We start from the raw sequence: 26553 nt of genomic DNA on the forward strand, positions 1-26553 counted from the left end.
CGGGCCGCTCTGCGCGGCCCGCCGTCGTCCTGATGTCCACTCCCGCTTCCCGCATCGCTACGGCTTCCCCACGCATTGCGCTGGGCGGCATCGGCCTGGCCGCGATCGGCGCCATCGCCGCGTCGGGCAAGGCGATCATCGTCAAGCTCGGCCTGCGCCATGGCGTGGATGCCACCACGCTGCTTGCCCTGCGCATGCTGATGGCGCTGCCCTTGTTCGCGTTGATGGCCTTGTGGGCCGCGCGCCGGGCCGAGCCGCTGTCCTGGGCTGATCGCGCCCGCGTGCTGTGGCTGGGCTTCACCGGCTATTACCTGTCCAGCCTGCTCGACTTCCAGGGCCTGCAGTACATCAGCGTGACCCTGGAGCGGCTGATCCTGTACTTGAACCCGACCCTGGTACTGCTGATCAACGTGCTGCTGGCGCGGCAGCGGCCGGGACGCTGGCAGATCGGCGCGCTGGTGCTGAGCTATCTGGGCGTGCTGCTGGCGTTCGGCCACGATCTGCAGCGCGAGGGTGGGCAGATCATCGTCGGCAGCCTGCTGGTGCTGGGCAGTGCGCTCAGCTACGCGCTGTACCTGTTCGGCAGTGGCCAGGTGGTCGCGCGCATCGGTGCGGTGCGCCTCACCGCCTACGCCAGCTGCGTGGCCAGCGTGCTGGTGCTGCTGCATTTCGCGGTGACCCATCCGCTGCCGTTGCTGTGGCAGGCACCGGCGCCGGTGCAATGGCTGTCGCTGGTCAATGCCACCGTGTGCACGGTACTGCCGGTGCTGGCGATCATGCTGGCGGTGCAGCGCGTGGGTTCGTCGCTGGCCGCACAGGTCGGTATGCTGGGCCCTGTTTCCACCATCGTGATGAGCCTATGGCTGCTCGACGAACCGATGGGGCCGGCACAGATCGCCGGCACCGCGCTGGTGCTGATCGGCGTACTACTGGTGACCCGCCTGCGGCGCTGACGCCGGAGCAGGCGCGGGCGCGCATCCTGGCGGTGATCCGCGCGATCCCGGCGGGGCAGGTGATGGGCTATGGCCAGGTGGCGATGCGTGCCGGCCTGCCGGGGCGTGCGCGCTTGACCGCGCGCATCCTCGGCCAGAACGATGATCCCGACCTGCCCTGGCATCGCGTGCTGCGTTCGGACGGGCGCATTGCCATGGAAGAAGGGTCGGCTGGTTGGCGCGAGCAGTCACAACGGCTGCGTGCCGAAGGTGTGGTGGTGGAGAACGGCCGGGTGCGGATGCCGGCCACCGATCCGGCCGCGGCGCTGGATGCCGCCGTGTGGGGCCCGGGCTGAGCACCGCTGGCGACTGAACAGGCTGCGCCTGCCGGTCGCCAACAACACACGGTGCTGCGGCTATGATGGAGGCCGTTCCATGCCGGTGCTCCCATGTTCCCGCGACTGCCTACCGTCACCAAGGCCCTGCTGATCGCCAACGCGATCCTGTTCCTGCTGCAGCAGCCGTTCCTGCTCGGCATGCAGACCTTCGAGCCGTTCATGCTGCAACCGCTGCAGCAGGGCTTCGATGCGTTCTCGCCGGGCGGCAACTTCCAGCCGTGGCAGCTGCTGACCTATGGCTTCCTGCATGGCAGCTTCGGCCACCTGTTCTTCAACATGCTGGCGGTCTTCATGTTCGGCGCGCCGCTGGAGCAGACCTGGGGCGAGAAGCGCTTCCTGCTGTACTACCTGGTCTGCGTGGCTGGCGCCGGTGTCTGCCAGCTGCTGGTGGGTACCCTGCTGGAGAATCCGGCCACGGTGCTGGGCGCCTCCGGCGGCGTGTTCGGCCTGCTGCTGGCCTACGGCATGCTGTTCCCGAACCAGCGTGTGATGCTGCTGTTCCCGCCGATCCCGATGAAGGCGCGGACTTTCGTGATCCTGTTTGGCGTCGGCGAACTGGTGCTGGGCATGACCGGCTGGCAGCCGGGTGTTGCCCATTTCGCGCACCTGGGCGGCATGCTGTTCGGTTGGCTGCTGATCCGCTACTGGCGCGGGCAGCCGCCATTCAACAAGCGTCGCCCGCCCGGCCCGCCGAAGCGCCCGAACCATCTGCGCAGCGTGAAGTGAGGCGCGATGCGCCTCGGTTCACGCGGGTAGGTGCCGACCTCGGTTGGCACAACTTGGCCAGGATCATCTGACGCGGTAGGTGCCGACCGTTGGTCGGCACGCCTCTAGAGATCCTGCAGCACTACCTGTGCCGCGTTGTGCCCCGGCGCACCGGTGACGCCACCGCCGGGGTGTGTGCCCGAACCGCACAGGTACAGCCCGGGCAGGGCGCCGCGATAGCCGGCCTGGCCGACCATCGGCCGTGCCGAGAACAGCTGGTTGGCGCTCAGTGCGCCGTGGAAGATGTCACCGCCGACCAGGCCAAAGGTGCGTTCCAGGTCCAGCGGTGACAGCACCTGTCGGCCAAGCACGCTGTCGGCGAAGCCCGGTGCATACCGGTCGACGGTCGCGATCATCAGATCGGCCACCGTGTCACGGTGATCATCCCAGTGACGTCCATCGGACAGCACCGGTGCCACGTGCTGGCAGAACAGACTGGCCACATGCCGGCCGGGCGGCGCCAGCGAAGCGTCCAGCGTGCTGGGAATCAGCATCTCCACAATCGGTTCGCGCGACCAGCCGTCGCGTCGCGCATCCAGCCAGGCGCGGTCCATGTACTCCAGGCTGGGCGCCATGATGATGCCGGCGCTGAGGTGATCGCCGGGCCCGGGCAGGGCGCGGAAGTCCGGCAGCCGCGACAGCGCCACGTTCATCCGGAACGTGCCGGAACCGCAGCGCCAGTTCGCCATGCGTTCGCGGGTCGCGTCCGGTACCTGTGCCGGGGCCAGCATCTGCTCGTACAACAGCTTCGGATTGACGTTGGCGATCACCGCGCGTGCACGCAGGATTTCACCGTTGGTCAGTTCCACTCCCACGGCACTGCCGTGTTCAACCAGTACGCGTCGCACGCCGGCGTCCACGTGCAGTTCCGCGCCAGCCGCGCGTGCAGCGGCGGCGATGGCCTGGCTTATCGCGCCCATGCCACCAATCGCATGGCCCCAGGCACCCTTCACGCCATTGCACTGGCCGAACACGTGGTGCAGCAGTACGTATGCGCTGCCCGGTGTATACGGGCTTGCATAGTTGCCGACAATGCCATCAAAGCCGAACAGGGCCTTGATCGGCTCGCTCTCGAACCAGCGGTCCAGGTACTCGGCCGCCGACAGCGTGAACAGGTCCAGCAGTTCCTGGCGTAGCGAAGCATCCAGCGTTGCCAGTTCGCGGCCGAGGCGGCCCATCTGCCAGAGCGCGGGCAGCGCACGCCAACCGCCTGCTACACCCAGGTCCGGCGGCGCGCGCAGGGCCCATGCGCGCAGTACGTCGGCGAAGATCTCCAGGCGTGCTTCATAGGCGGGCAGGCGCTGCGCATCCCGCTCGGAGAACTTCGCCACCTCGGACTGGGTGCGGCCCGGCGCCGACAACAGGTAGCGGCCGTTCGGCAATGGCAGAAAGTTGTTGGCCGGACGCGCGACGATATGCAACCCGTGCGCATGCAGCTGCAGATCGTCGATCACCTTCGGCTGCAGCAGCGAGACCGTGTACGACGCGACCGAGTTACGGAAGCCGGGATGAAATTCTTCGGTGACCGCAGCGCCGCCAAGCACGCCGCGCCGTTCAAGGAGCAGCACCTTCTTTCCGGCGCGTGCCAGGTAGGCCGCGCAGACCAGGCCATTGTGGCCACCGCCGATGATGATCGCATCCCAGGACATCAGTACCTCGAAAAGGGGACGGAGGGGATTAAGTCGTAATTCGCACAGGATCAGCAGCGGTGGGGGAGAAAGGACTTAATCCCTTCCGTCCCCTTTTTCGATGGCAGCCTGGATGCTGGCGATGTCGATCTTCTTCATTGGCATCATTGCGTTGAAGGCCCGCTTGGCCAGCGCCTTGTCCTTGCTGGTCACCGCTTCGATCAGCATGCGCGGGCTGATCTGCCAGGAAATGCCCCAGCGGTCCTTGCACCAGCCGCACTGGCTCTCCTGGCCACCGTTGCCGACGATCGCGTTCCACAGGCGGTCGGTCTCGGCTTGGTCCTTGGTCTGGATCTGGAAAGAAAATGCTTCGCTGTGCTTGAACGCGGTGCCGCCGTTGAGACCGACGCAGGGAATACCGCAGACAGTGAATTCAACGGTCAGTATGTTGCCCTCCTTGCCGTCCGGGTAGTCGCCCGGGGCGTGGTGGACAGCGGTCACCGCGCTGTCGGGAAAGGTGTTGGCATAGAAGGTGGCGGCCTCCAGCGCTTCCTTGTCGTACCACACGCAGATGGTGTTCTTGTGGGCCATGGTCGGGCTCCGCAGCGGACGAAGGCGCAGCGATAGCACGGGCGGTGTTAACCCGGGATCGTGCTGCATCCGCAAAAAAAGGGCGCCCGAAGGCGCCCTCTGCATCCCCAGCGTGACGGCTGGCTCAGCGCCAGACCTTGATCTGCTCGGATTCGCTGCGCTGCATCGGCTGGCCGGCCTTGCAGCTGAAGGTGGCACCGAACGCCGGCAGGTTGGCCAGCGTGCCATTGCTGCGCCACAGGCCCGGGGCGCGGATGTCGGCGGTCAGGCGGCGCGCGGCCTCGTTCGGCGACAGCTGCTGCGCCCACAACGTCGACCAGGCGCGGAAGAAGCCCTGCTGCTGTGCCGGCTTGGCCTTCGGCTCCTGCGCGGTGTAGGCGGCCCAGGCCAGTTCCAGGCCGGCGATGTCGGCCAGGTTCTCTTCCTGGGTGAGCGTGCCGTTGACCTTGGCACCCTTCACGCCCGGGAAATCGTAGGCGCCGTACTGCGCGGCCACTCGGGTGCCGAGCAGGGTCCAGGCGGTCTTGTCGGCAGGGGTCCACCAGCTGCGCAGTTCGCCCTTGGCATCGACCAGTGCGCCCTTGGCATCGATCGCACGGGTCAGCTCGTGGCCGACCAGACCACCGAAGCTGCCGAACTTGTCGGCGGCGTCGGCCTTGGCGTTGAACACCGGGCCCTGCAGGATCGCGGCGGTGACGATCAGGCGGTTCTGCGCCAGGTCATAGGCGAGCGACGGCTGCTGCGGCAGCACGTCCCAGCGACGGTCGGCGTTGCCCTTGCCGATGCGCTTCATTTCCTCGCGATGGCGCCAGGTCGACGCGATCAGCATATTGCCACCGAACGAGCCGCGGCCCATCGGCTGCACGCTGTAGTCCAGGTCGCGCAGTGGAGTGCCGATCTCGATCTTCAGCGCAGCCAGCTTGGCCTGCGCTTCGGTCTTGGCTTCGGCACTCATCCAGCTGCTGTTCTTTACCGCCTCGATCTGTACTTCGCGCACCTTGTCGACGATCCATGCGGCCTGGCGACGATCTTCGGCCGACAGGTAGCGGGCGGCGTACTCGCGACCGACCATCGGGCCGGCGGCCACATTGATTGCATCCAGCACGGATTCCCAGCGCTGCGGCGGCAGGGTCTGGCCACGCAGCACACGGCCACGGAATTCGAACTCGGCGTCGCGGTAGGCCTTGGACAGGTACGGCGCCATCGAGTCGCCCACGCGCCAGCGCAGGTACGCCTTCCACTGCTCCGGCTTGAGCTTGGTGACCATGCCATCGAGCTGCTTGAACAGGCCCGGGTCGGCCAGCGAGACCAGGTCATCGTCCACGCCCTGTGCCTTCAGGAAGGCATCCAGCTGCAGGTTGCGGTAGCGGCTGTTGAGCTCCTTGGTGGAGATGGGCGCGTAGTTGTTGAACGGGTTGTTGATGCCGGCCAGCGACTGCGCATTGCGTGCCAGTTCGGTTTCCAGCGCGATCACCGCCTGCGACTCGGCATCCAGCTTGGCGGCCGGGGTACCGGTCAGCGCCAGGATCTGCTTGACGTAGTTGCGGTAGCGGCCCATCAGCGCCACGGTGTCGGCGTCGGTGCGGGTATAGAACGCCGGATCCGGCAGGCCCATGCCGCCCTGCATGAAGTAGCCGATGTGACGATCCAGCGCCTTCAGGTCGACGTCCGGGCCGAAGTTGAAGGCCACCGGGATGCCGACCTGGTGCAGCGCGGCGATCGAGGCCGGCACATCCTTGGCCTTCTTGATGGCGTTGATGCGGGTCAGCAGCGGCGCAATCGGATTGGAGCCGTCTGCTTCCACGGCGGCTTCGTCCAGGCCACTGGCCCAGAAGTCGCCCAGCAGCTTTTGCACATTGCCCTGCGGCGACTTCATCGCGGCGTCGAGCAGTTCACGCTGCTGCTGGCGGCTGCGGTCAACCAGCTGTCCCAGCGCGGTGACGGCGCCGGTCTGCGGCACCGGGTTGGCCTTCAGCCAGCCTGCATTGGTGGCGTCGTAGAAGTCGCTGCACTGGGCGCTGACGGCCGGAGCGCGTGCGGCCTTCTTCTTGGCGGCGAACGCATCGTGAGTCGGGACCAGGGTCGCCAGGCTGATGCCCAGGGCGATGGCAAGCGGACGGAAGTTGGGCATGTGGAACGAATCCGTGATGGATTGAGGGCGCGCGCACTATAGCAAGCCGGACATGGGCGCGGGATGCACGCGTCGCGGTGCATTCGCCGACCAAGGTCGGCAGCTACCGGGGAGCGCCGGGATCAGTAGATCCACGCCATGCGTGGATGAAAGACACCCCGGAAAAACAAAGGCCCGGGAATTCCCGGGCCTTTGCAGGTCTGCAACAGCGTCAGTCAGGACTTACCAGATCACCACCTGCTGCTCGCCGGTGCGGGCCATCGGCGAACCGGCCTTGCACTGGAACGCGGCCGCGAAGGTCGGCAGGTTCGACGGTGCACCCATGGCGCGGAACTGCGCCGGGGCGTGCGGGTCGGTCGCCAGGCGGACCTTGGCGTTCTCCGGGGTGTACTTGGTGCGCCACACGGTGGCCCAGTTGAAGAAGAAGCGCTGGTCGCGGGTGAAGCCGTCCACCTTCGGGTCTTCCTTGCCGGCGCTGGCCTTCTGCAGGGCATCGTAGGCGGTAGCCAGGCCGCCCAGATCGGCGATGTTCTCACCCAGGGTCAGGTGGCCGTTCACCGCCTGGCCGTCGACCTTGTACTGGTCGAACTGCTTGACCAGCTTGCCGGTCAGGCCTTCGAAGTTCTTCTTGTCAGCGGCGGTCCACCAGTCTTCCATGTTGCCGGTCGGCCCGAAGCGCGCGCCCTGGTCGTCGTAACCATGGGTCATTTCGTGGCCGATCACCGCGCCGATGCCGCCGTAGTTCAATGCGTCGTCGGCCTTCGGGTCGAAGAACGGCGGCTGCAGGATGGCGGCCGGGAACACGATCTCGTTCTGCAGCGGGTTGTAGTAGGCATTGACCGTCTGCGGGGTCATGCCCCACTCGGTCTTGTCCACCGGCTTGCCGATCTTGGACAGGTTGAACTTGTAGTTGAACTCGTTGGCCGCGCGCACGTTGCCCAGGAAGCTGTCGCGCTGGGTCTGCAGGCCCGACCAGTCACGCCACTTGTCCGGGTAGCCGATCTTCGGGGTGAAGGTTTCCCACTTGGCGATGGCCTTGGCCTTGGTCTCCTCGCTCATCCAGCTCAAGCCCTGGATGCGCTCCTTCAGCGCGGCGGCCAGATTCTTCACCAGTTCTTCCATCTTCGCCTTGGCTTCCGGCGAGAAGGCAACCTTCACGTACAGCTGGCCGAAGGCTTCACCCGCATCGTTTTCGATGGTGCCCAGCACGCGCTTCCAGCGCGGCTTCTGTTCCTTCTGGCCGTTGAGGGTCTTGCCGTAGAACTCGTAGTTTTCCTGCACGAAGGCATCGGCCAGGTACGGCGAGGCGCTGTCCACGGTGTGGAAGCGCAGGTAGGCGCGCCACACCGACGGGTCGGTATCGCCCAGCGCCTTGCTCACTTCCTCATGGAAGGCCGGCATGGCCAGCGAGAACTTCTCCGGCGCGGCCACGCCCTGCGATTTGAAGAACTCGGTCCAGCTGAAGTTCGGGGTCAGCTTGTCGGCATCGGCCAGGGTGACCGGGTTGTAGTACAGCTCGACGTTGCGCGACAGCTCCACGCGCGACTTGGAGGCCTTGGCCAGGCGGGTCTCGAACTTGACCACGTCCTCGGCCTGCTTGGCGGCGTCGGCAGCGGCGACACCGGACAGCTCCAGCACCTTGGCGACGTGCGCCTGGTAGGCCTTCAGCTTGTCGGCATTCTTGGCGTCGGTGTAATAGGTGCTGTCCGGCAGGCCCAGGCCGCCCTGGCTGGCGTAGGCCATGTTCACGGCCGAGTTCTTGAAGTCGGCTTCGGCACCGAAGCCGAACAGGACGTTGTCGCCCCTGGCCGCGCTGGTGCGCAGGTAATCGGCGATGGCCGCCTTGTCCTGCAGGCCGTCGATGGCGGCCAGGTCGGCCTTCAGCGGCTCGATGCCCTGGGCATTGATCTTGGCCTCGTCCATGCCGGTGGCCCACAGGTCGCCGACGATTTTCTCGATGTGGTTCGGATTCTTGACCTGCGCCACCTGTTCGGCCAGCTGGTGCTGCACGGCCACCGAGCGCTCGTCGAGGATGGTGAACGCACCCCAGCTGGTGCGGTCGCCCGGAATTTCATTGGCGGCCAGCCACTTGCTGTTCACATAGTCGCCGAAGGCACCGCAGGCGTCCTTGGTGGTATCCAGATCGCTGGGCTGGAAAGCGTTGTAGGCCGGCAGCTTGCTTTCGTCCAGCGTGTAGTTGGTGGCTTCGGCTGCGGCCGGCGTGGAGGCGGTGGCGTCCTTGGCCGGGGTTTCAGTCTTGCCGCAGCCGACCAGCGCGGCCGAAACGGCCAGGGTCAGCAGCACGATCTTGGGAGTACGGGTCACTTTGATGGCCTCCAGGCCGAGTGAGTCAGGGAAAGGCCGTGGGACGGCCGTGGGCCGAACGATACGCCGCCGGCCAGACCTGCAAGGGTGTCGAAGGTCATGGCCGGGTGCAAGGGGCCCGCTTGGTGGCCCGGAAAAGACAGACCCGGCAAAAGCCGGGTCTGTCGGGTGTTGCGGTCAGCGGTGGATCAGAACTTGTACTTCAGGCGCACGAACGGGGTGCGACCGTAGTAGTCGTACTGGGTGGCGAACGGGTGGGTGTTGCCGTAGCGCGAAGAGTAGACGCTGCTGGAGATCAGCGGCGGCTTGGCATCGAACACATTGGAGACGCCCACCAGAATCTGCCAATCGGCCTGCTCGTAGCTCACCGAGGCGGTGTGATACCAGCGGCTGCCAGCGGTGATGTCGCGGTAGGAATTCGGACGGCCCTGATAGGTGAACGTCTCCAGCAGGTCCGGGTCCTTGGTCGACGCGATGTACTGGGTCATCCAGTTGTAGGTCCAGTCGCCACGCTCCAGGCTCAGGCCCAGGTTGCCGACCAGGTCCGGGCGACCGAAATCACCCAGCTGGTCCGACGAGGACAGGCCGCTGGCCGCTGCGCTGTCGAACAGCTCGGCGGTGTCTTCAACCGTGTAGGTGACCTGCGAGTCCAGCGAGAACTTGCCGAAGCTGAACTCGTGTTCCCAGTTCAGGGTCAGATCCCAGCCGCGGGTGCGCTGGCGGTTGATGTTCAAGTACTGCGCATACACCTCGGTGATCATGTTCGCGTTGGTACCCGAATTCGGATTACGACGCATCAGGTCGCAGTAGCGGTTCGGATAGGTGGTCGACTCGTAGCAGCCTTCCAGGATGGACGCTGCACTCAGCGCGGTGATCTGGTCGCTGACTTCGTAGTCGAAGTAGTCGATCGCAACGCTCAGGTCAGCAAATTCCGGGGTGAACACCAGGCCGATGCTGCGTGCACGCGAGGTTTCCGGCTTCAGGTCGCCGCCAGCGCCGCCACGAGTGAAGACGGTGGCGCTGCTGTTGCCTGCGGCGGTGTAGTCGCCCGGGATACCGGCAGCGGCGCAGTTGGCAGCAGCGTTGCTGTTGTTGCCTTCAGCCCAGCGGATGCAGGGATCGATCGCGGTCTGCGCCTGGAAGCCGGTCTGATTGCCAAGGTACAGCTCATACAGGCCCGGTGCACGGTAGGAGGTACCGATGGTGCCGCGCAGGCGCAGCGACGGGATGATCTGCCAGTTGACACCGAACTTCCACACCTTGTCCGAACCGGACACCGTGTCGTACTTGAAGACGCGGGCCGAGCCGTTCAGCGACAGCGACTCGATGCCCGGAACTCCCTTGAAGACCGGCACATCCAGTTCGACGAACGCTTCCTTCACCTTCTCGTCGCCCTTGGTGCGACCGGCGGTGGTCGAACCCCAGATGTCGGCAAAATCGGCACCCGGCTGGTCGTCGATCTTGTAGTTGCGGTACTCGACACCGACGGCGGAAGCCACGGCACCGGCCGGAAGATCGAACAGCTCACCGCTGAACACGGCGTTGACCGTGGTCTGATCGTAGGTGGTCTTGCCCTTGGCCCAGACGCCGAGGATCGAGACCAGCTCGTCGACCTTCGAGCCATTCAGATAGCCCGGGTCGAAGTAGTTCGCAGCTGCAGTGCCGGTACCCGGACGGCCGATGTCGCCGCTGATCGAGTTGCGGATGCCAAGGTTGCTGTACTTGCCACTGGAGTGGCTGTAGTTGGCATTGACTTCCCAGCCCCAGGTGCTGCTGCCGAAGCCGCCATCGAACTTGTTGGCGAAGTAGTAGTAATCAACTTCGGTCTCGGAAGCAGACTTGAACGGCAGCACCGGCTGAGCGCGGGTGGTGGTGCCGGGGATCAGCACTGTCGGGAAGAACTGGCGCCACGAGAAGTTGTCCGTGGTGCGGTTGTTGTAGAGGAACTGGGTCTTCCAGTTGAACGAATCAAAGCCGAAGTCAGTGGCAAAGTAGACCGTCTTGCGCTCTTGGCGGTTGATGATCTGGGCTTGGCCGTAAGCCTGGAAGTTGTACGGCTCCTGATACGTCGCCACGGGGTTGCCGTTGGCATAGGTCTGGTTGGCGCGCGGACGATAGCCCGGGAACGGGCCAACCGTGCTGCCATCGGTGCTCGGCACGTAACGGACGGAACCGACGTCGATGACGTTGTGCAGCATGTTCTGGCAGTTGGCCAGGTTGGTGCCGGCCAGGATGGAGCGGTCGACGCGGTCGATGCGGTTGCCCTTGTCGTCCCAGACGATATCTTCGGCGCACTTGAAGAAATCGCGGTCACCGCGGGTCAGTTCATTCTGGCGGTACCATTCCACGGCGGCGACGATGCTGCCATTGTCGAAGTTCCAGCCGTTGGCCAGCGACGCCGAGAATACTTCGCCGCCGCCTTCGGTCGGAACGCGACCGCTGACGGTCAGCTCGGGACGGTCGAAGTTCTTCTTGGTGATCAGATTGACCACGCCGGCGACGGCATCGGAGCCATAGATGGAGGACGAACCGTCCTTCACGATCTCGGCACGCTGCAGGACGGCGGTGGGCAGCACGTTCAGGTCGAACGCGCCGACCGCGCCGCGGGTACCGGCCGGGCCCGGACGCTGGCCATCAAGCAGGATAAGCGTGCGATTGGCACCCAGGCCGCGTAGCGAGAACGTCTGTACGCCGGTACCACCATTGGTGGTGAAGCCGCCGAACTGATTGGTGATCTGCGTTTCGGCGGCGCCGATCGCCGACTTCTGCAGGAATTCACTGACGCTGGTCTGGCCCTGGGCGGCATTGCGCTCGGTGTCGATGGTGAACACCGGCGAGGTGGTTTCATAGTCCGCGCGACGGATCAGGGAGCCAGTGACCGTAACCTTGTCAAGATCAGTGGCCTTCTTGTCAGACGTTGAAGCACTTGACGCCGCTGCTTCCTCGCGGGTGGATTCCTGGGCCAGCACCGGGGCTGCCTGCAGGCAGGCAATCACTGCCAGGGCGAGCGGCAGGCGGCTGGGCGTAATAAGGCGGTTGGTCTTGCGCATTGTGTCGGATCCCCACTTGTTATGCTTCGGTTAACGGAGTGTATGTACGGCGTAAAGTAAATGCAACATGAACATTCCCCGTATGTAACGCGCTTTTGCTAATGGCGTATTCATGTGCCGGTGGGGAGCTGCAGAGCTCCCCAGCTGCGTGGACGACGGCAGGGTGCGTCCTTGGCGGCCTACAGGCCGCCTGGGCCGCAGTCCTTGGCCAGGAAGTCGGCCATCAGCGGCAGCGTGGCCCGGTAGTGGCTCGGGTACCACGGCATGCTGTGCGGCATGTCGGCGATCAACTCGAACTTCGCCGGAACCTTGTCCTGGACTGCGTTGTAGAACGATCGGGCGTGGAACGCCGGAGTACGTACGTCACGATCTCCGACGTAAAGCAGTACCGGGATGGTCGCCTTGGCCGTGTTCTGTATCGGGTCCATTCCCTTGACGGTCTGCCCCTGCAGGATGCGCTGCAGGCGGTTCTCGCTCCATGACATGCCGACTCTGCCGAGATCGGTGACGGGCGCTCCGGCAATGGCACACTGGAAAGGCGAGGGGCTGCGGACCGTGGCTGCAGCGGCTGCGAAGCCGCCATAGGAGTACCCGAAGATGGCCAGGCGGTCCTTTGCGGCGATGCCCTGCTGCGCCAGCCACGCAGCCGCATCGTCATTGTCGTCCTGCATGGTCAGCCCCCACTGCCTGTCACCCGCGAGCCAGTGGTCGCGTCCAAAGCCGGTTGAGCCTCGATACTGGGGGCGGATGACAGCGTAGCCACGCGAGGTGAAGTAAGGCACCCAGCCAGATGCATCCCAGCCGGCATAGTCACGAGCCCATGGGCCACCGTGCGGGTGCACGAGCGCTGGAAGTGGTTCTCCCCCTTCCTTCCAGCCCGCGGGCAGATCAAGGATGGCGGGAATCTTTCGTCCGTCCCGGGCGGTATAGGTGACCCAGCGTTGCTGGCCGATCTGCCTGCCATCGATCCAGGGTCGCTCACTGCCCAGGGTGGTCACCTGTTTGCGGTCGCTGAGTATGTGATAGGTCGTCGGCGTGTCGGCACTGTTGGTGGTAAAGAGCACGCGGGAGAGATCGTCGTTGTAGCCGGTGATGGCGACGTACTTTCCCGGATAGGCCTGTTTCAGGCCGTCGTAGAGGGCCTTCATCTGCGGATCGACATAGATCGCTTCGCGCCGCGGCCCATCCACATAGAAGCCCAGAACCTGATTGAAGTTGCTGGGTTTGCTGCCGAGGATGAGGCCGCTGATCGGATACTGCGGGTGGGCGGCCAGCGGCTCCTTGTCGAAGGTCCGGGTTGTTGGGTCGTACAGGCGGGCCTGCACCTGCTCGGAAAATCTGTCGGTGAGGATGTAGAGCTTGCCGGTCTGGTCATCGATGCCCGCCACGTCCATCGTGTAGCGTTCGCTGAGCTTGGTTGTCAGCGCATCGTGCTTCTCGAACTTTCCGCTTGCCTTGTCCTTGATCAGGATCTGCTGTTCGTACTCGCTCGACCCGGCCGGTTCGATCTGGGTCCTTGTCAGGAGTTCGCCGCTGCGGGGATGGAACAACCCGGGCGTCGAGCGCGCGTCGCCACGGAAGAGCAGCTCGGTCTGTCCGGTCTTGAGATTGAACAGGTAGTAGCCTGCCGAGAACGTTGACTGATTGATCTGTGAAATGATGACCTTGTCAGGGTCCATTGGGAGCGAGTGAACCAGTGACGCGGTTCCCGCCAGTTCCAGGCAGCGTTGTGTCTGTTCGCTGATGCCAAGCTTGCGTGAATTGTCGGCGAATGCTTCATCGAACTTGGTCTGGGAAGTGTCGGTCAGGTAAGCCTTCGATAGGAAAGTCTTGGTGTTTCCCACCGAGTTGCCTTCTCCACAACCGGCCAGCTGCGCGGTGAGTTCCTGGCGGCCGATGACAAGGCTGCGGCCGGCCTTCAATGCGCTGGCGGCGATGAACTTCATGCGGTCGCCGGAGGGCGTGATGGCCACCGGGCCTGCGCCGAGATTGTCCAGGTTCCAGTTGGCGAGCGCGGTGTCACCGTTGTTGCTTCCCGGGGCAGCGATGATCGCAACCAGCTGTTTGCCATCGGGGCTCATGGTGACCGATTGGATGGCGGGAATCTTGGCGAAGTCGTCGACCGGCAGCGGTGTAGCCAGCGCTTGGCCCACGGCCAGGCCCAGCAGCGTAGCAGCACCGCCCACACGGGCGAAGAGGCGTGTGGCTTTCATGTACAGGGCATCCTTGGCAGTTTGACTGGAAGATGACCTGAAGATGAACGAGTGCGCCCGGTTCGTCAACTTTGCGTGAAATCCAACTCTGGCCGGCCCTGGTTGCGTTCCAAAGCAGAAGGCCCCGCTGGAGCGGGGCCTTCTGCAGCACAAGTGGCGTCAGCGGATCAGCGGCCACCGAACTCGTACTTGGCCTGCACGTAGATGGCTCGCCCGTAGGCGTTGTACAGGTAATTGTTGTACGGCTGGCCACTGGTGCCGGCGAAGCTGAAGCGCTGGTTGTCCGGCATCCTGTTGAAGACGTTGTTGACCATCAGCGACAGGGTCAGGTTGTCCAGCGCGCGATAGTTCACGCTCAGGTTGTAGGTGGTGTAGGAGCCCCACTTGCCCGCCTTGTAGCCGGAGCTGTGCACATAGTCGTAGCCATTGCCCAGGTATGCCATGTAGTTCGGCGTCTTGCCGATGTAGTTGGCATACAGGGTAGTGGTCCACTTGTCCTTGGCCCAGCCGATCGAGCCGTCCGCGCGCACCTTTGCGTAAGAGTCGTACACCCACATCGCGTAGGGGTCACGCAGCAGGTCCAGGAACTCATCGCCCGGCTGCGGCTGCAGCTCGCGCTTGAGCATGTCGGTGTAGTTGCCCGAGAACTGCAACGAACCGAAGCGACCCATGTCGTGCACGTACTTGAAGCTGGCGGTCAAAGCTTCCAGGTTCTGGCGCGCAACATTCATCTTCGGGGTGTAGATCTCGTCCAGCACGCCGGATGCATCACGGGTGATCCAGTCGTTGACGTTCTGGCAGCTTGCAGAGGTATTGTTGGCCTGGTCGTTACGGCAGTAGTACTCGGCCAGCAGCAACTGGTCCGAACTGAGCGTGTCGACCTCGTTCTTGATTTTCCAGTTGTAGTAGTCAACCGACAGCGAGAGGTTATTGATCGGAGCCCACACCACGCCCGCGTTCCAGACGTCGGCGGTGATAGGCTCCAGGTCCGGGTTGCCCGAACGCGTACCGAACACCGATACGCTGTCATACGGGCAGCCAGCGGTGTTGCTCGGGGCATACCCCAACTGGCCGCAACGGTAGTAGTCGGTGGAGCCGTTTGCATAGTAGCCGCTGCGGCCCTGGAAGGCATCGGACAGGGTCGGCGCGCGGAAGGCCGTCCCGTACTTGCCACGGAACAGCAGGCTCTCGATCGGGCGGAACTCGATGCCGATGCTGTAGGTGGACTTGTCGACGGTGTTGCTGCCGATCTTGAAGGCGTCGTAGCGGCCGGATCCGGTCACGGTCAGCATGTCATGCAGCGGCAGGCGCAGTTCGCCTGTCACGGCGTAATTGCTGCGGTGGCCGGCGCCGGAGACCGCCGTGGTGCCCCAGACGCTGCCATCCATCAGGCCCGGATCGGGAGTGTAGTCCCAACCTTCGCTGCCACCCTCAACCACCACCGCCAGGCCGGCGTCGCCACCGGGCAGCTTGAACAGCGAGCCGTTGGTGACCTGGGCCCGGGCAAGGTTCTGCCAGGTACGGCTCTGGCTGTAGCTGTAGCCGGTGAACGTCTGGAAATCACCTGCCGGCAGTGGCGCATAGAACGCTTCCCAGTTCGGGCTGTAGATGTTGTAGCCAGTGCTGGTGGTACCCAGCACCGGGCCCAGCACACGCTGCTCGAAGTAGTCGTTGATCGGATCGTTCCAGCGCACGAAGTTGCGCTCGGTCAGCTTGTACTCGCCACGGGTGAAGCTGACGCTGTAGTCCCAGTTGCCGGCCGTGCCGCGGCCGCCCAGTGTCACCTGGTAGGCCTTGTTGCGGTCGGTGTTCATGATGTCGCGGTAGCCGGCGCCGCCGATGTCTTCCGGGGCGAACACGCGCTGCAGGTTCATGTACTGGCCGCTGGCCTGGTCGTAGAAGCGACCCCAGCCGGACGAGGTGCCCCACCAGGTGTAGTTGGAGCCGGTCGCATACTTGACCTCTTCCAGGCTGTACAGCGCATCGCCAAACAGCTGCAGGTTGTCATTGAGGTCAAAGGTGGCAGAGCTGTAGATCTGTGCGCTTTCCTTGCCGTTCTTGATGGTCTTGTAGCCGGTGCCGTACACCGAGCCGCATGCCTGGCCGGTCGGGCGGGTGCCCAGTACGGTGGTACCGTCGAACTGGCCCGCCACGTTGGCGCAGAGGTTCGGGTCCATCATGGCGTAGCGGTTGTTGGCGGCCGGCAGCAGCACCAGGAAATCGTTGGAAACGTACTGCGGGCTGTAGCCGTCTGGATTGTTGACCTTGGTCAGGTCGCGCTGGTAACCCCAGATCGGGCTGGTCTTTTCGTACTGCACGTTGACCAGCGCGTGGAAGCGGTCATCGACGCCATTGAACCCGTGTGCGCCGCTCAGGCGGAAACTGTTGCCACCGCCTTCGCTGTAGGCACCGCCACGGACGTTGAGAACGCCGCCGTCCATGCGTTCCTTGAGGATGATGTTGACCACGCCGGCAATCGCATCCGAGCCATACAGGGAGGACTGGCCACCCGGCAGGATCTCGATGCGCTCCACGATGTCGATGGGAATGCCGCTGATGTTGTTGAACGTATCGCCGCCGTTGTACAGCGCTGGATACGAAAGCATCGGGCGGCCATTGATGAGGTACTTGGTGTAGCCCGGGCTGAGGCCGAACATGCCGGCCGCTTCGGCGCCCTGGGTGAACGAGGCCGAGGTCTGGCCGCCCTGGAGGCCGCCCGTGGACAGTGAGGACTGCTGCAGTACGTCGGCCACACTGGTGAAGCCGCGGGTCTGGATGTCCTCGGCGGTGACGGTCAGGACCGGCGTGTGGTTCTCGATTTCGGTCTGTGGAATCAGCGAGCCGGTGACGGTGACGCGGTCAAGCTGGGTCGGTGCGTTGCCGCTTTGCGCCAGCGCGGTACCGGAGGCGAGCAGGGTTCCAAGCAGGGCGAGGGTCAGTGGGTGGCGCAGCGGCGTGGAGCGATGGCAAGACATGATGGATCCCCGTATGAGCGTTGTCGGCTGGCTGGCGTCCTCCCTGACAGCTTTCATGATTTGTTCAGTTGCAATCCATTCAGCTGGACCGTAACACGGCGTTCACGGAGACAAAATAGTCCAGTAACAACAACGGGCTGGCTTTCTCTGAAAAAGTTCTTTTAAATCAATAGCTAAGGCTGCTTGTTTGGGAATGTTTCAAAATGTTGCGCTGCGGAACGTGTTGTTCACTTTTACATTCAATATATAAATCAACAGCTTACGTAATGACCGGCGCGCTAATGAAATATTAACAAATGGTGTGGATGTAGATTCGTGCAGCATTTGTTAAAAAAAGGCCCCGCCGAAGCGGGGCCCGTTGGTCCAGCAGGCGCGTGCTGCTTACTTCCCGCCGAACTCGTACCTGGCCTGCACGTAGACGGCGCGGCCGTAAGGGTTGTAGATGCTGCTGTTATAGGGAGCGCCGACGTTGCCGGCGTAACTGTGTGCCTGACCGTCGGGCATCTTGTTGAACACGTTGTTGACCATCATCGACAGCGTCAGGTTGTCCATCGCCTGATAGTTCACGCTCAGGTTGTAGGTGGTGTATGAGCCCCACTTGCCGGCCTGGTAGCCGGACGGATGCACGTAGTCGTAGCCCTTGCCCAGGTACGCCATGCGGTTTGGCGTCTTGCCGATGTAGTTGAAGTACAACGTGGTAGTCCACTTGTCCTTCGCCCAGCCCACCGCACCGTCGGCACGCACCTTGGCGTACTGGTCGTAGTTCCACATCGCGTACGGGTCGCGCAGCAGGTCCAGATACTCATCGCCCGGTTGCGGCTGCAGCTCGCGCTTGATCATGTTGGTGTAGTTGCTGGAGAACTGCAGCGCGCCGAAGCGGCCGATGTCCTGCACGTACTTGAAGCTGGCCGTTACCGCCTGCAGGTTCTGGCTGGCGATGTTCATCTTGGGCGTGTAGATCTGTTCCAGCTTGCCGGCGCCATCGCGGGTGATCCAGTCGTTTACGTTCTGGCAACTGGCCGAGGTGTTGTTGGTCTGGCCATTACGGCAGTAGTACTCGGCCAGCAGCAACTGGTCGGAGCTGAGCGTATTGACCTCGTTCTTGATCTTCCAGTTGTAGTAGTCCACCGACACCGACAGGTTGTTGATCGGCGCCCACACGATGCCGGCATTCCAGACGTCGGCGGTGATCGCTTCCAGCTCCGGGTTGCCTGACTGCTCGCCGAACACCGATTCATTGGCATAGGGACAACCCACCGTGTCGCTGGGGTTGAAGCCGAGCTGTCCACAGCGGAAGTAGTCGATCGAACCATTGGCGTAGTACCCACTGCGCCCCTGGAACGCGTCGGACAGGCTGGGCGCGCGGAAGGCGGTGCCGTACTTGCCACGGAACAGCAGGCTTTCGATCGGGCGGAACTCGATACCGACGCTGTAGGTCGATTTGTCTACGGTCTTGTCGGCGATCCTGAAGGCGTCGTAACGTCCGGAGGCGGTCACGGTCAGCGACTCCAGCAGCGGCATGCGCAGCTCGCTGGTCACCGCGTAGTTGCTGCGATGGCCGGCACCGGCCACCGAGGTTGTGCCCCACACGCTACCGTCCAGCAGGCGCTGGTCAGGGGTGTACGACCAGCCTTCGCTGCCGGCTTCGGCCACCACGGCCAGTCCGGCATCACCACCAGGCAGCTTGAACAGCGAACCGTTGGTGATCTGCGCGCGGCCCAGGTTCTGCCAGGTGCGGCTCTTGTTGTAGGTGAAGCCGGTGAAGGTCTGGAAATCACCGGCCGGCAGCGGCGAATAGAACGCGCTCCAATTGGGGCTGTAGATGTTGTAGCCGTCGTCGGTGATGCCCAGTACCGGGCCCAGCACGCGGTCTTCGAAGTAGCTGTCGATCTCGTTCGCCCAGCGCGCAAAGCTGCGCTCGGTCAGCTTGTACTCGCCTCGGCTGAAGCTGGCGCTGTAATCCCAGTTGCCGAAGTTGCCACGCCCTCCCAACGTGACCTGGTAGGCCTTGTTGCGATCAGTGCTCATGGTGTCACGGTAGCCGGCGGGACCGATGTCCTCCGGCGCGAACGCGCGCTGCAGGTTCATGTATTCGCCGCTGGCCTGGTCGACGAACGCACCGAAGCCGACATCACTGCCCCAGAACGCGTAGCCCGAACCGGCGTTGTACTGGACCTCCTCCAGGCTGTACAGCGCATCGGCGAACAGCTGGAAGTTGTCGTTGACATCAAAGGACATCGACGAATAGATCTGGCTGCTTTCCTTGCCGTTCTTCAGCGTCTTGTAGCCAGCGCTGAAGGGCGAGCCGCAAGATTCACCGACCGCGCGCGTGCCCAGTACGGTGGTGCCGCCGAACTGGCTGGCCACGTTGGCACAGCGGCTTGGATCCATCATCACGTAGGCGTTCTGCTGGTCCGGCAGGTAGACCAGGAAGTCGTTGGTCGGAACCTGTGGCGTGTAGCCACGGGTGTTGTTCTGCTTCGTCAGGTCGCGCTGGTAACCCCAGATCGGACTGCTCTTCTCGTACTGCACGTTGACCAGCGCATGGAAACGGTCATCGAAGGCGTTGAAGCCATGCGCGCCACTGACTCGGAAATCGTTGCCGCCACCCTCGGTGTAGGCGCCGCCGCGCACGTTCAGTACGCCGCCGTCCATGTGGTCCTTGAGCATGATGTTGACCACGCCGGCGATCGCGTCCGAGCCGTACAGCGACGATTGGCCGCCCGGCAGAATCTCGATGCGCTCGACGATGTCGATCGGGATGCCGCTGAGATTGTTGAAGGTGTCGCTGCCGTTGTAGAGAGCGGGGTAGGACAGCATCGGCCGCCCGTTGATCAGGTACTTGGTGTAGCTCGGGCTGAGGCCGAACATGCCTGAGGCTTCGGCGCCCTGGGTGAACGAAGCTGAGGTCTGGCCGCCCTGCAGACCGCCAGTGGTCAGCGAATTCTGCTGCAGTACTTCGGCCACGCTGGTGAAGCCGCGGGTCTGGATGTCCTCGGCGGTAACAGTCAGGACCGGCGTGTGGTTCTCGATCTGTGTCTGCGGGATCAGTGAGCCGGTGACGGTTACGCGTCCGAGATCGGTGGGCGTGTTTTCCTGGGCGAGCGCGATCGCGCTGCTGCCGGCCAGGATCAGGCCGCTGAGGACGGCGCGGGTGAGCGGGTGACGCGGGAAGCCATTACGAGACATGCGGTACTCCGTGTGGTCGTGAGAAACGCGTTTTCCCTTTCCTGGGAACTCATGGATGGTTCAGCAGCCTTCAAAACCAGAATGGCGGCGTCTTTCGAACGTAACACACGCTTAACCTGATTTGCGCGACTTTGTAATGTGTTGAGCTGGGGCTGGCCTTGAATAATATTTTTCTTTTAAAAAACAATTGGTTGCATTAGTTAGTGGACTTTGCCGAGTCTGGCTGAATGAATGATGAGTAAATAAATGCTGGCTGGCAGCGGAAGTCGCTGTTCCGCGCTGAATATCAATCCAAAAAAAAGGCCCCGCCGAAGCGGGGCCTGGTCCGGAATCAAACCCGGAAAACGACGGGATTACTTGCCGAAGTCGTACTTGGCCTGCACGTACACGGTGCGACCGTAGACGTTGTACAGGTAGTTGTTGAACGGCGTGCCGGAGGTGCCCTGATAGCTGTGGGCCTGCTGTTCGGGCATCTTGTTGAACACGTTGTTGACCATCAGCGACAGGGTCAGGTCATCCTGCGCACGGTAGTTCACGCTCAGGTTGTAGGTGGTGTACGAACCCCACTTGCCTGCCTTGTAGCCCGATGCGGCGTGGGTGTACTCGTAGCCGTTCAGGCCTGCCAGGTAGTTCGGGGTGTGGCCGATGTAGTTCGCGTACAGCGTGGTGGTCCACTTGTCCAGCGACCAGGCCACCGACGCGTCGGAACGGACCTTGGCGTAGCTGTCGTAGTTCCACATCGACTTCGGGTTGCCCAGCAGGTCCTGGAAGTCCTCACCCGGCTGCGCCTGCACTTCACGCTTCAGCATGTTGGTGTAATTGCCCGAGAACTGCAGCGAACCGAAGCGGCCGATGTCCTGCAGGTACTTGAAGCCGACCGTCACGGCCTGCAGGTTCTGGCGGGCCACGTTCATCTTCGGGGTGTACAGCGAGCTCAGGTTGCCGGCCGAATCGCGCACGACCCAGTCGGCCACGTTCTGACAGGTGGCCGAGGAGCCATTCGGCAGGCCGTTGCGGCAGTAGTACTCGGCCAGCAGCAGCTGGTCGGTGCTGGCCGTATCGACTTCGTTCTCGATCTTCCAGTTGTAGTAGTCGGCCGAGATCGACAGGTTCGCCATCGGTGCCCAGACGATACCCGCGTTCCAGACGTCGGCGGTGATCGGCTCCAGGTCCGGGTTGCCGGCACGCTCGGAATAGACCGAGACGCTGTCGGCGTAGCGGCAGGCGTCGGTGTTGCCCGGGGTGTAGCCCAGCTCGCCGCAACGGTAGTAGTCGGTCGAGTTGGCAGCATAGTAGCCGCTGCGACCCTGGAAGGCGTCGGGCAGGGTCGGCGCGCGGAAGGCGGTGCCGTACTTGCCGCGGAACAGCAGGCTTTCGATCGGACGGAACTCCACGCCCACGCTGTAGGTGGCCTTGTCGACGGTGTTGTCGGCGATCTTGAAGGCGTCATAGCGACCGGAAGCGGTCACCGTCAGCGACTCCAGCAGCGGCATGCGCAGTTCGCTGGTCACCGCATAGTTGCTGCGATGGCCGTTGCCGGCAACAGCCGACGAGCCCCACACGTCGCCGTCCAGCAGGCGCTGGTCGGGGCTGTAGTCCCAGCCTTCGCTGCCGCCTTCGACGACCACGGCCAGGCCCGCATCGCCACCCGGCAGCGAGAACAGCGAACCGTTGGTGACCTGCGCGCGAGCCAGGTTCTGCCAGGTGCGGCTGTGGTTGGTGGTGTAACCGGTGAAGCCAGCGAAATCTTCCGGCGAGATCGGCGAGTAGAACGCGCCCCAGTTGGTGTTGTAGATGCCGAAGCCATCCTTGGTGCCCAGCTGCGGGCCGAGCACCTTGTCGGCGAAGTAGCTGTTGATGGCATTGCCGAAGCGCTGGAACTTGCTTTCATCCAGGCGATATTCGCCGCGGGTGAAGCTCAGGCTGTAGTCCCAGTTGCCCACTGCGCCCTTGCCGCCCAGGGTGACCTGGTAGGCACGGCTCTTGTCGTTGTTCAGGATGCTCTTGTAGCCTTCGCCGCCGATGTCTTCCGGAGCAAAGGCGCGCTGCAGGTTGACCAGCTTGCCTGACGCCTGGTCGTAGAAGCCGCCCATGGTGCTCTTGGTGCCCCACCACAGGTAGTTCGAGCCCGAGGTGTACTCGGTCTTTTCCTTGCTGTACAGCACGTCGGCGAACAGCTGGAAGTTGTCGTTCACGTCGAAGGTCATCGACGAATAGAACTGGCCGCTGTCCTTGCCGTTCTTCAGGGTCTTGTAACCGGCGCCGAACACCGAGCCGCAGGACTGGCCGGTCGGGCGGTTGGCCAGCACGGTGGTGCCGCCAAACTGGCCGGCGACATTGGCGCAGTTGCCCGGGTCCATCATGTACAGCGCATTGGTCTTGGCGTCGATGACGGCGAAGTCGTTCGACGGCAGCTGTGCGGTATAGCCGTGGGTGTTGTTCTGCTTGGTCAGGTCACGCTGGTAGCCCCAGATCGGGTTGCTGCTTTCGATCTGCACGTTGACCAGCGCATTGAAGCGGTCGTCCAGCGCCGAGAAGCCGTGCGCGCCACTGATGCGGAAGCTGCTGCCACCGCCTTCGGTGGAGGTGCCGCCACGCACGGACAGGCTGCCGCCTTCCATGTGGTCCTTCAGGATGATGTTGACCACGCCGGCGATCGCGTCCGAACCGTACAGGGAGGACTGGCCGCCCGGCAGGACTTCGATGCGCTCGACGATGTCGATCGGAATGCCGCTGATGTTGTTGAACGCATCGCCGCCGTTGTACAGCGCCGGGTAGGACATCATCGGGCGGCCGTTGATCAGGTACTTGGTGTACCCCGGATTCAGGCCGAACATGCCAGCGGCTTCAGCGCCCTGGGTGAACGAGGCGGAGGTCTGGCCACCCTGGATGCCGCCGGTGGTCAGCGAAGACTGCTGCAGCACTTCGGCGACGCTGTTGAAGCCGCGCGACTGGATGGCTTCAGCGCTGATGGTCATGACCGGGGTCTGGGTCTCAACCTGGGTCTGCGGGATCAGCGAACCGGTGACGGTGATCTTGTCCAGGTTGGTGGCCTTGTCCTGGGCCATTGCCGGCGAGGCGGCGACCAGGGCGGAAATCAAGGCGACGGCGAGGGTGTTGCGACGTGCGGAATTGCGAAGGTCTTTCATGTAGTTCCGTTCAAAGAGCAAATACAAATACGGCACTGCGCATGCGCCATCGTGCGTGCAATGAAACAGCGACGCAGCCCAAAACCAGTGCTTAGCGAACGTAACATGAACTTAACAACCTGTGCACGAATCTGTAGCAATCCTGAATTTCAGTCAGCTTGTGTCCAGCTTGTATGATGCTGGGTTATTCCCCCTGACCCGCCGGTGCTAGTTGTGAACAGTTCTCCCCGCCGTCCCCATGCAAGCCAGGTCCAGAAGGGACTCACGCCGCATGCCCGCATCCGCAACGTGATCGCGGTTGGTTCGGGCAAGGGCGGCGTCGGCAAGTCGACCACCGCAGTCAATCTGGCCGTGGCGCTGCAGCAGCTCGGCGCACGCGTGGGCGTGCTTGACGCGGACATCTATGGGCCGAGCGTACCGGCCATGCTGGGCCTGTCCGGTCGTCCGGAAAGCCCTGACAACAAGAGCATCGAGCCGCTGCGCGCGTTCGGCGTGGACACCATGTCGATCGGCTACCTGATCGAAGAGGATACGCCGATGATCTGGCGTGGGCCGATGGCCACCTCGGCGATGACCCAGCTGTTCAATGACACGCTGTGGGATGACCTGGATTTCCTGCTGATCGACCTGCCGCCGGGCACCGGTGACATCCAGCTGACCCTGACCCAGAAGATTCCGCTGGCCGGTGCGGTGATCGTTACCACGCCGCAAGACATCGCCACGCTGGATGCGAAGAAGGCGCTGAAGATGTTCGAGAAGGTGGAGGTGCCGGTGCTGGGTATCGTCGAGAACATGGCGGTACATACCTGCAGCAGCTGCGGGCATGTCGAGCACCTGTTCGGCGAGGGCGGCGGCGAGCGCATGGCCGCGCAGTATGGTGTGCCGTTGCTGGGTTCGCTGCCGCTGCAGATCGGCATCCGCGAGCAGGGGGATGCTGGCACTCCGATCACCGTGGCGCAGCCCGATTCGGTGCCAGCCCAGGCCTACCGCCATGCCGCCCAGCGCCTGATCGAGGAAGTGGGCAAGCGCCCGCGTGCCTCCATTCCGATTCTCTCTTCGCTGCTGTAGGTGCCAGGGCAGGGCCGCCGGCGACGCCCGGCCCCCTGCTAGAATCCACGCGCCCCCTCGTACCCAGGACAAAGCATGAGCATCAAGAGTGACCGTTGGATCCGCCGCATGTCCGAGCAGCACGGCATGATCGAGCCGTTCGAGGCCGGGCAGGTCAAGCAGGCCAATGGCGAGCGCATCGTCAGCTACGGCACCTCCAGCTACGGGTACGACGTCCGTTGCTCGCGCGAGTTCAAGGTGTTCACCAACATCAACTCGACGATTGTCGATCCCAAGCATTTCGATTCGGGCAGCTTCGTCGACATCACGGCCGATGAGTGCATCATCCCGCCGAACAGCTTCGCCCTGGCGCGTACCGTGGAGTACTTCCGCATCCCGCGCGACACCCTGGTGGTGTGCCTGGGCAAGAGCACCTACGCGCGCTGCGGCATCATCGTCAACGTGACCCCGTTGGAACCGGAGTGGGAAGGCCACGTCACCCTGGAATTCAGCAACACCACGCCGCTGCCGGCCCGCATCTATGCCAACGAAGGCGTGGCGCAGATGCTGTTCTTCCAGGCCGCGGCCGATGACATCTGCGAGACGTCGTACCGCGATCGTGGCGGCAAGTACCAGGGCCAGACCGGCGTGACCCTGCCGCGGACCTGACCGCCCGCGTCATCGCATGACGAAAGCGCCGGGCCGTGCCCGGCGTTTTCGCATGGTCCACGCGGTGCGTTCGCCGGGCACGACCCGGCGCTACGTCATTTGCCGCGACCGAACAGCATCGCAATGCCCACGCCCACCAGTGCCACCGGCCACCAGGTCAGCAGCAGCTTGGACAGGTTCAGGTGCGTCCAGCCGAGGTTGCTGGCGAGCATGAACAGGCCGATCAGGATCAGCAGGATGGCGGCAACGAGGTTGAATCGCATCGGGTCGGGCAAGGCTCAGGAACGGGCTGGATATCCTAGCCGTTCCTTCCAGTAGGCGACATGCTGGTCCAGCGCCGCAGGCTCGTAGCGGTGCGCCGGGCCGCTGCCCCAGACCGGGCCGGGCCAGGCCGGATCGCCGTCATGGCGGCCGATCACATGGAAGTGCAGCTGGCGCACGATGTTGCCCAGCGCGCCGATATTGATCTTCTCCACGCCGTCGTGGCCCTTCAGGGCCTTGCAGGCGCGGTTGAGCTCGGTGCGCAGCTTGTCCTGCTGCTCGCCGTCCAGCTCGATCCACTCGGTCACCCCGGCCAGGCGTGGTACCAGCACCAGCCAGGGGAATCGTTCGTCGTTCATCAGCCGCACTTGCGACAACGGTCCTTCCGCCACCAGCACGCTATCGGTGGCCAGGCGTGAATCGAGTTCGAATTCGCTCATCCAAGATGCTCCGAGAAGAAGTCCAGGGTGCGTTGCAGCGCCAGGGCGGCGCTGTCTGGATCATACGCATGTCCGACCTCGCGGTTGAAGGCGTGGTCGGCCGGATAGACGAAAGTGGCCATCTGCGGCAGCTTGTCGCGGTGGGCCTGGACGGCCTCCGGCGGGATGCTCCTGTCCTGGGTGCCGAAGTGGAAGATCACCGGCGCCTTGGGTGTCTCATCGAGGAACTGGACGTTGCGTGCGCCGTAGTAGCTGACCGACGGCAGCCCGAGCCGCAGCGCCGACAGCATCGCCACCGTGCCGCCCCAGCAGTAGCCGACGGTGCCGACCTTGCCGTAGGGGGCCAGCCGGGTGGCCGCCGCGCGGACCACTTCCAGCGCCTTCTCCATGCCCAGCGCGCTGACCCTTTCCAGGCCCTGCTTCACGCCGTCGGCGTCGTAGGGCAGCGCATCCGGGTCGGCATCGGGTCCATCGACCAGGTCGAAGAACGAAGGAGCCAGCACCGCATAGCCCTCGGCGGCGAAGCGCTCGGCCACGCCGCGGATGTGCGGGTTGGCGCCAAAAATTTCCTGCACCACCACCAGCCCGCCTCGCGCGGTGCCCTCGGGGAGTGCCTGCCACGCCCGTACCGCGCCGTGGTGCGTATCCAGGGTGATCCATTCGTTCATCGCGGCTGACTCGCTTTGGAAACTGAAACCCGATTATCCGTTGCGCGTCAGTGCACGTCATGTCGGCAGTTGGGCCGGATCGGTGATCTCCAGCTGCCTGGCGTCTCCAGCTATCTGCGGGC

General features: G+C 63.7%; 17 protein-coding genes. 5 read left to right on the top strand and 12 right to left on the bottom strand.

Annotated elements, in window-relative coordinates:
- The first annotated feature begins 32 nt into the window (after window positions 1-32).
- The 3 genes from BN1263_RS10680 to BN1263_RS10690 all read left to right on the top strand — a co-directional run bounded on the left by BN1263_RS10680 (window position 33) and on the right by BN1263_RS10690 (window position 2056).
- Window positions 33-953 (top strand): DMT family transporter, encoded by a 921-nt coding sequence (locus BN1263_RS10680; protein WP_058981080.1) that lies wholly within the window; start codon window positions 33-35, stop codon window positions 951-953.
- Window positions 950-1288, top strand: coding sequence for an MGMT family protein (locus BN1263_RS10685; RefSeq protein ID WP_224329410.1), 339 nt, complete (start codon window positions 950-952; stop codon window positions 1286-1288). Before BN1263_RS10680 ends, BN1263_RS10685 begins: the two co-directional genes overlap by 4 nt.
- Window positions 1289-1381: 93 nt before the next feature.
- Window positions 1382-2056 (top strand): rhomboid family intramembrane serine protease, encoded by a 675-nt coding sequence (locus BN1263_RS10690; RefSeq protein WP_005410509.1) that lies wholly within the window; start codon window positions 1382-1384, stop codon window positions 2054-2056.
- 104 nt (window positions 2057-2160) lie between these two features.
- Here the strand turns inward: BN1263_RS10690 and BN1263_RS10695 are convergent, their stop codons facing one another.
- From BN1263_RS10695 to BN1263_RS10735, 9 genes are all read right to left on the bottom strand, one after another.
- A complete protein-coding gene (locus tag BN1263_RS10695; RefSeq protein WP_058981082.1) occupies window positions 2161-3744 on the bottom strand; it encodes a phytoene desaturase family protein in 1584 nt (527 codons plus the stop codon).
- Window positions 3745-3819: 75 nt separating this feature from the next.
- Window positions 3820-4314, bottom strand: coding sequence for a VOC family protein (locus tag BN1263_RS10700; protein ID WP_058981085.1), 495 nt, complete (start codon window positions 4312-4314; stop codon window positions 3820-3822).
- Window positions 4315-4438: 124 nt separating this feature from the next.
- Window positions 4439-6445, bottom strand: coding sequence for a M13 family metallopeptidase (locus BN1263_RS10705; protein ID WP_058981086.1), 2007 nt, complete (start codon window positions 6443-6445; stop codon window positions 4439-4441).
- Between the two features lie 222 nt (window positions 6446-6667).
- Window positions 6668-8770, bottom strand: a complete 2103-nt coding sequence (locus tag BN1263_RS10710) for a M13 family metallopeptidase (RefSeq protein WP_019660623.1) — start codon at window positions 8768-8770, stop codon at window positions 6668-6670.
- A 188-nt stretch (window positions 8771-8958) separates the two neighbouring features.
- Window positions 8959-11820: a TonB-dependent receptor domain-containing protein gene (locus tag BN1263_RS10715; RefSeq protein ID WP_019660622.1), complete on the bottom strand. Its 2862-nt coding sequence runs from the start codon at window positions 11818-11820 to the stop codon at window positions 8959-8961.
- A gap of 179 nt (window positions 11821-11999) precedes the next feature.
- Complete coding sequence (locus BN1263_RS10720) at window positions 12000-14033, bottom strand: alpha/beta hydrolase family protein (RefSeq protein ID WP_058981088.1); 2034 nt, start codon at window positions 14031-14033, stop codon at window positions 12000-12002.
- A gap of 167 nt (window positions 14034-14200) precedes the next feature.
- Window positions 14201-17008 (bottom strand): TonB-dependent receptor domain-containing protein, encoded by a 2808-nt coding sequence (locus BN1263_RS10725; protein WP_058981090.1) that lies wholly within the window; start codon window positions 17006-17008, stop codon window positions 14201-14203.
- A 381-nt stretch (window positions 17009-17389) separates the two neighbouring features.
- Window positions 17390-20197: a TonB-dependent receptor domain-containing protein gene (locus tag BN1263_RS10730; protein WP_058981092.1), complete on the bottom strand. Its 2808-nt coding sequence runs from the start codon at window positions 20195-20197 to the stop codon at window positions 17390-17392.
- Between the two features lie 353 nt (window positions 20198-20550).
- Window positions 20551-23346: a TonB-dependent receptor domain-containing protein gene (locus BN1263_RS10735; RefSeq protein WP_019660618.1), complete on the bottom strand. Its 2796-nt coding sequence runs from the start codon at window positions 23344-23346 to the stop codon at window positions 20551-20553.
- A 213-nt stretch (window positions 23347-23559) separates the two neighbouring features.
- On the opposite strand from BN1263_RS10735, the gene apbC reads away from it, so the two are divergent.
- Together apbC and dcd are read left to right on the top strand one after the other, a co-directional pair.
- A complete protein-coding gene (gene apbC / locus BN1263_RS10740) occupies window positions 23560-24414 on the top strand; it encodes an iron-sulfur cluster carrier protein ApbC (protein WP_031270225.1) in 855 nt (284 codons plus the stop codon).
- Between the two features lie 75 nt (window positions 24415-24489).
- Window positions 24490-25062 carry a dCTP deaminase gene (gene dcd / locus BN1263_RS10745; RefSeq protein ID WP_005410499.1) on the top strand — a complete coding sequence of 191 codons (573 nt, stop codon included), beginning with the start codon at window positions 24490-24492 and terminating at the stop codon, window positions 25060-25062.
- A gap of 95 nt (window positions 25063-25157) precedes the next feature.
- Here the strand turns inward: dcd and BN1263_RS20700 are convergent, their stop codons facing one another.
- Genes BN1263_RS20700 through BN1263_RS10760 form a run of 3 tightly spaced genes read right to left on the bottom strand, consistent with a single transcriptional unit; the run spans window position 25158 to window position 26431 of the window.
- Window positions 25158-25325 (bottom strand): LiaI-LiaF-like domain-containing protein, encoded by a 168-nt coding sequence (locus BN1263_RS20700; RefSeq protein ID WP_005410498.1) that lies wholly within the window; start codon window positions 25323-25325, stop codon window positions 25158-25160.
- A gap of 15 nt (window positions 25326-25340) precedes the next feature.
- The gene (locus BN1263_RS10755; RefSeq protein ID WP_019660615.1) at window positions 25341-25763 is read right to left on the bottom strand and encodes an HIT domain-containing protein; all 423 of its coding nucleotides are present in this window, start codon (window positions 25761-25763) and stop codon (window positions 25341-25343) included.
- On the bottom strand, window positions 25760-26431 hold the full coding sequence (locus BN1263_RS10760) for a dienelactone hydrolase family protein (RefSeq protein WP_021203402.1): 672 nt from the start codon (window positions 26429-26431) through the stop codon (window positions 25760-25762). Before BN1263_RS10760 ends, BN1263_RS10755 begins: the two co-directional genes overlap by 4 nt.
- Window positions 26432-26553 lie beyond the last annotated feature (122 nt).

Source organism: Stenotrophomonas thermophila (genome assembly GCF_001499715.1).
GTDB lineage: Bacteria > Pseudomonadota > Gammaproteobacteria > Xanthomonadales > Xanthomonadaceae > Stenotrophomonas > Stenotrophomonas hibiscicola.

Bases quoted from the DNA above. Each gene is read 5' to 3' on its own strand.
- BN1263_RS10715 (WP_019660622.1), bottom strand. From the start codon at position 11,820: ATGCGCAAGACCAACCGCCTTATTACGCCCAGCCGCCTGCCGCTCGCC.
- BN1263_RS10730 (WP_058981092.1), bottom strand. From the start codon at position 20,197: ATGTCTCGTAATGGCTTCCCGCGTCACCCGCTCACCCGCGCCGTCCTC.
- BN1263_RS10695 (WP_058981082.1), bottom strand. From the start codon at position 3,744: ATGTCCTGGGATGCGATCATCATCGGCGGTGGCCACAATGGCCTGGTC.
- BN1263_RS10725 (WP_058981090.1), bottom strand. From the start codon at position 17,008: ATGTCTTGCCATCGCTCCACGCCGCTGCGCCACCCACTGACCCTCGCC.
- BN1263_RS10705 (WP_058981086.1), bottom strand. From the start codon at position 6,445: ATGCCCAACTTCCGTCCGCTTGCCATCGCCCTGGGCATCAGCCTGGCG.
- BN1263_RS10690 (WP_005410509.1), top strand. From the start codon at position 1,382: ATGTTCCCGCGACTGCCTACCGTCACCAAGGCCCTGCTGATCGCCAAC.
- BN1263_RS10735 (WP_019660618.1), bottom strand. From the start codon at position 23,346: ATGAAAGACCTTCGCAATTCCGCACGTCGCAACACCCTCGCCGTCGCC.
- BN1263_RS10720 (WP_058981088.1), bottom strand. From the start codon at position 14,033: ATGAAAGCCACACGCCTCTTCGCCCGTGTGGGCGGTGCTGCTACGCTG.
- BN1263_RS10760 (WP_021203402.1), bottom strand. From the start codon at position 26,431: ATGAACGAATGGATCACCCTGGATACGCACCACGGCGCGGTACGGGCG.
- BN1263_RS10755 (WP_019660615.1), bottom strand. From the start codon at position 25,763: ATGAGCGAATTCGAACTCGATTCACGCCTGGCCACCGATAGCGTGCTG.
- BN1263_RS10680 (WP_058981080.1), top strand. From the start codon at position 33: ATGTCCACTCCCGCTTCCCGCATCGCTACGGCTTCCCCACGCATTGCG.
- dcd (WP_005410499.1), top strand. From the start codon at position 24,490: ATGAGCATCAAGAGTGACCGTTGGATCCGCCGCATGTCCGAGCAGCAC.
- BN1263_RS20700 (WP_005410498.1), bottom strand. From the start codon at position 25,325: ATGCGATTCAACCTCGTTGCCGCCATCCTGCTGATCCTGATCGGCCTG.
- BN1263_RS10700 (WP_058981085.1), bottom strand. From the start codon at position 4,314: ATGGCCCACAAGAACACCATCTGCGTGTGGTACGACAAGGAAGCGCTG.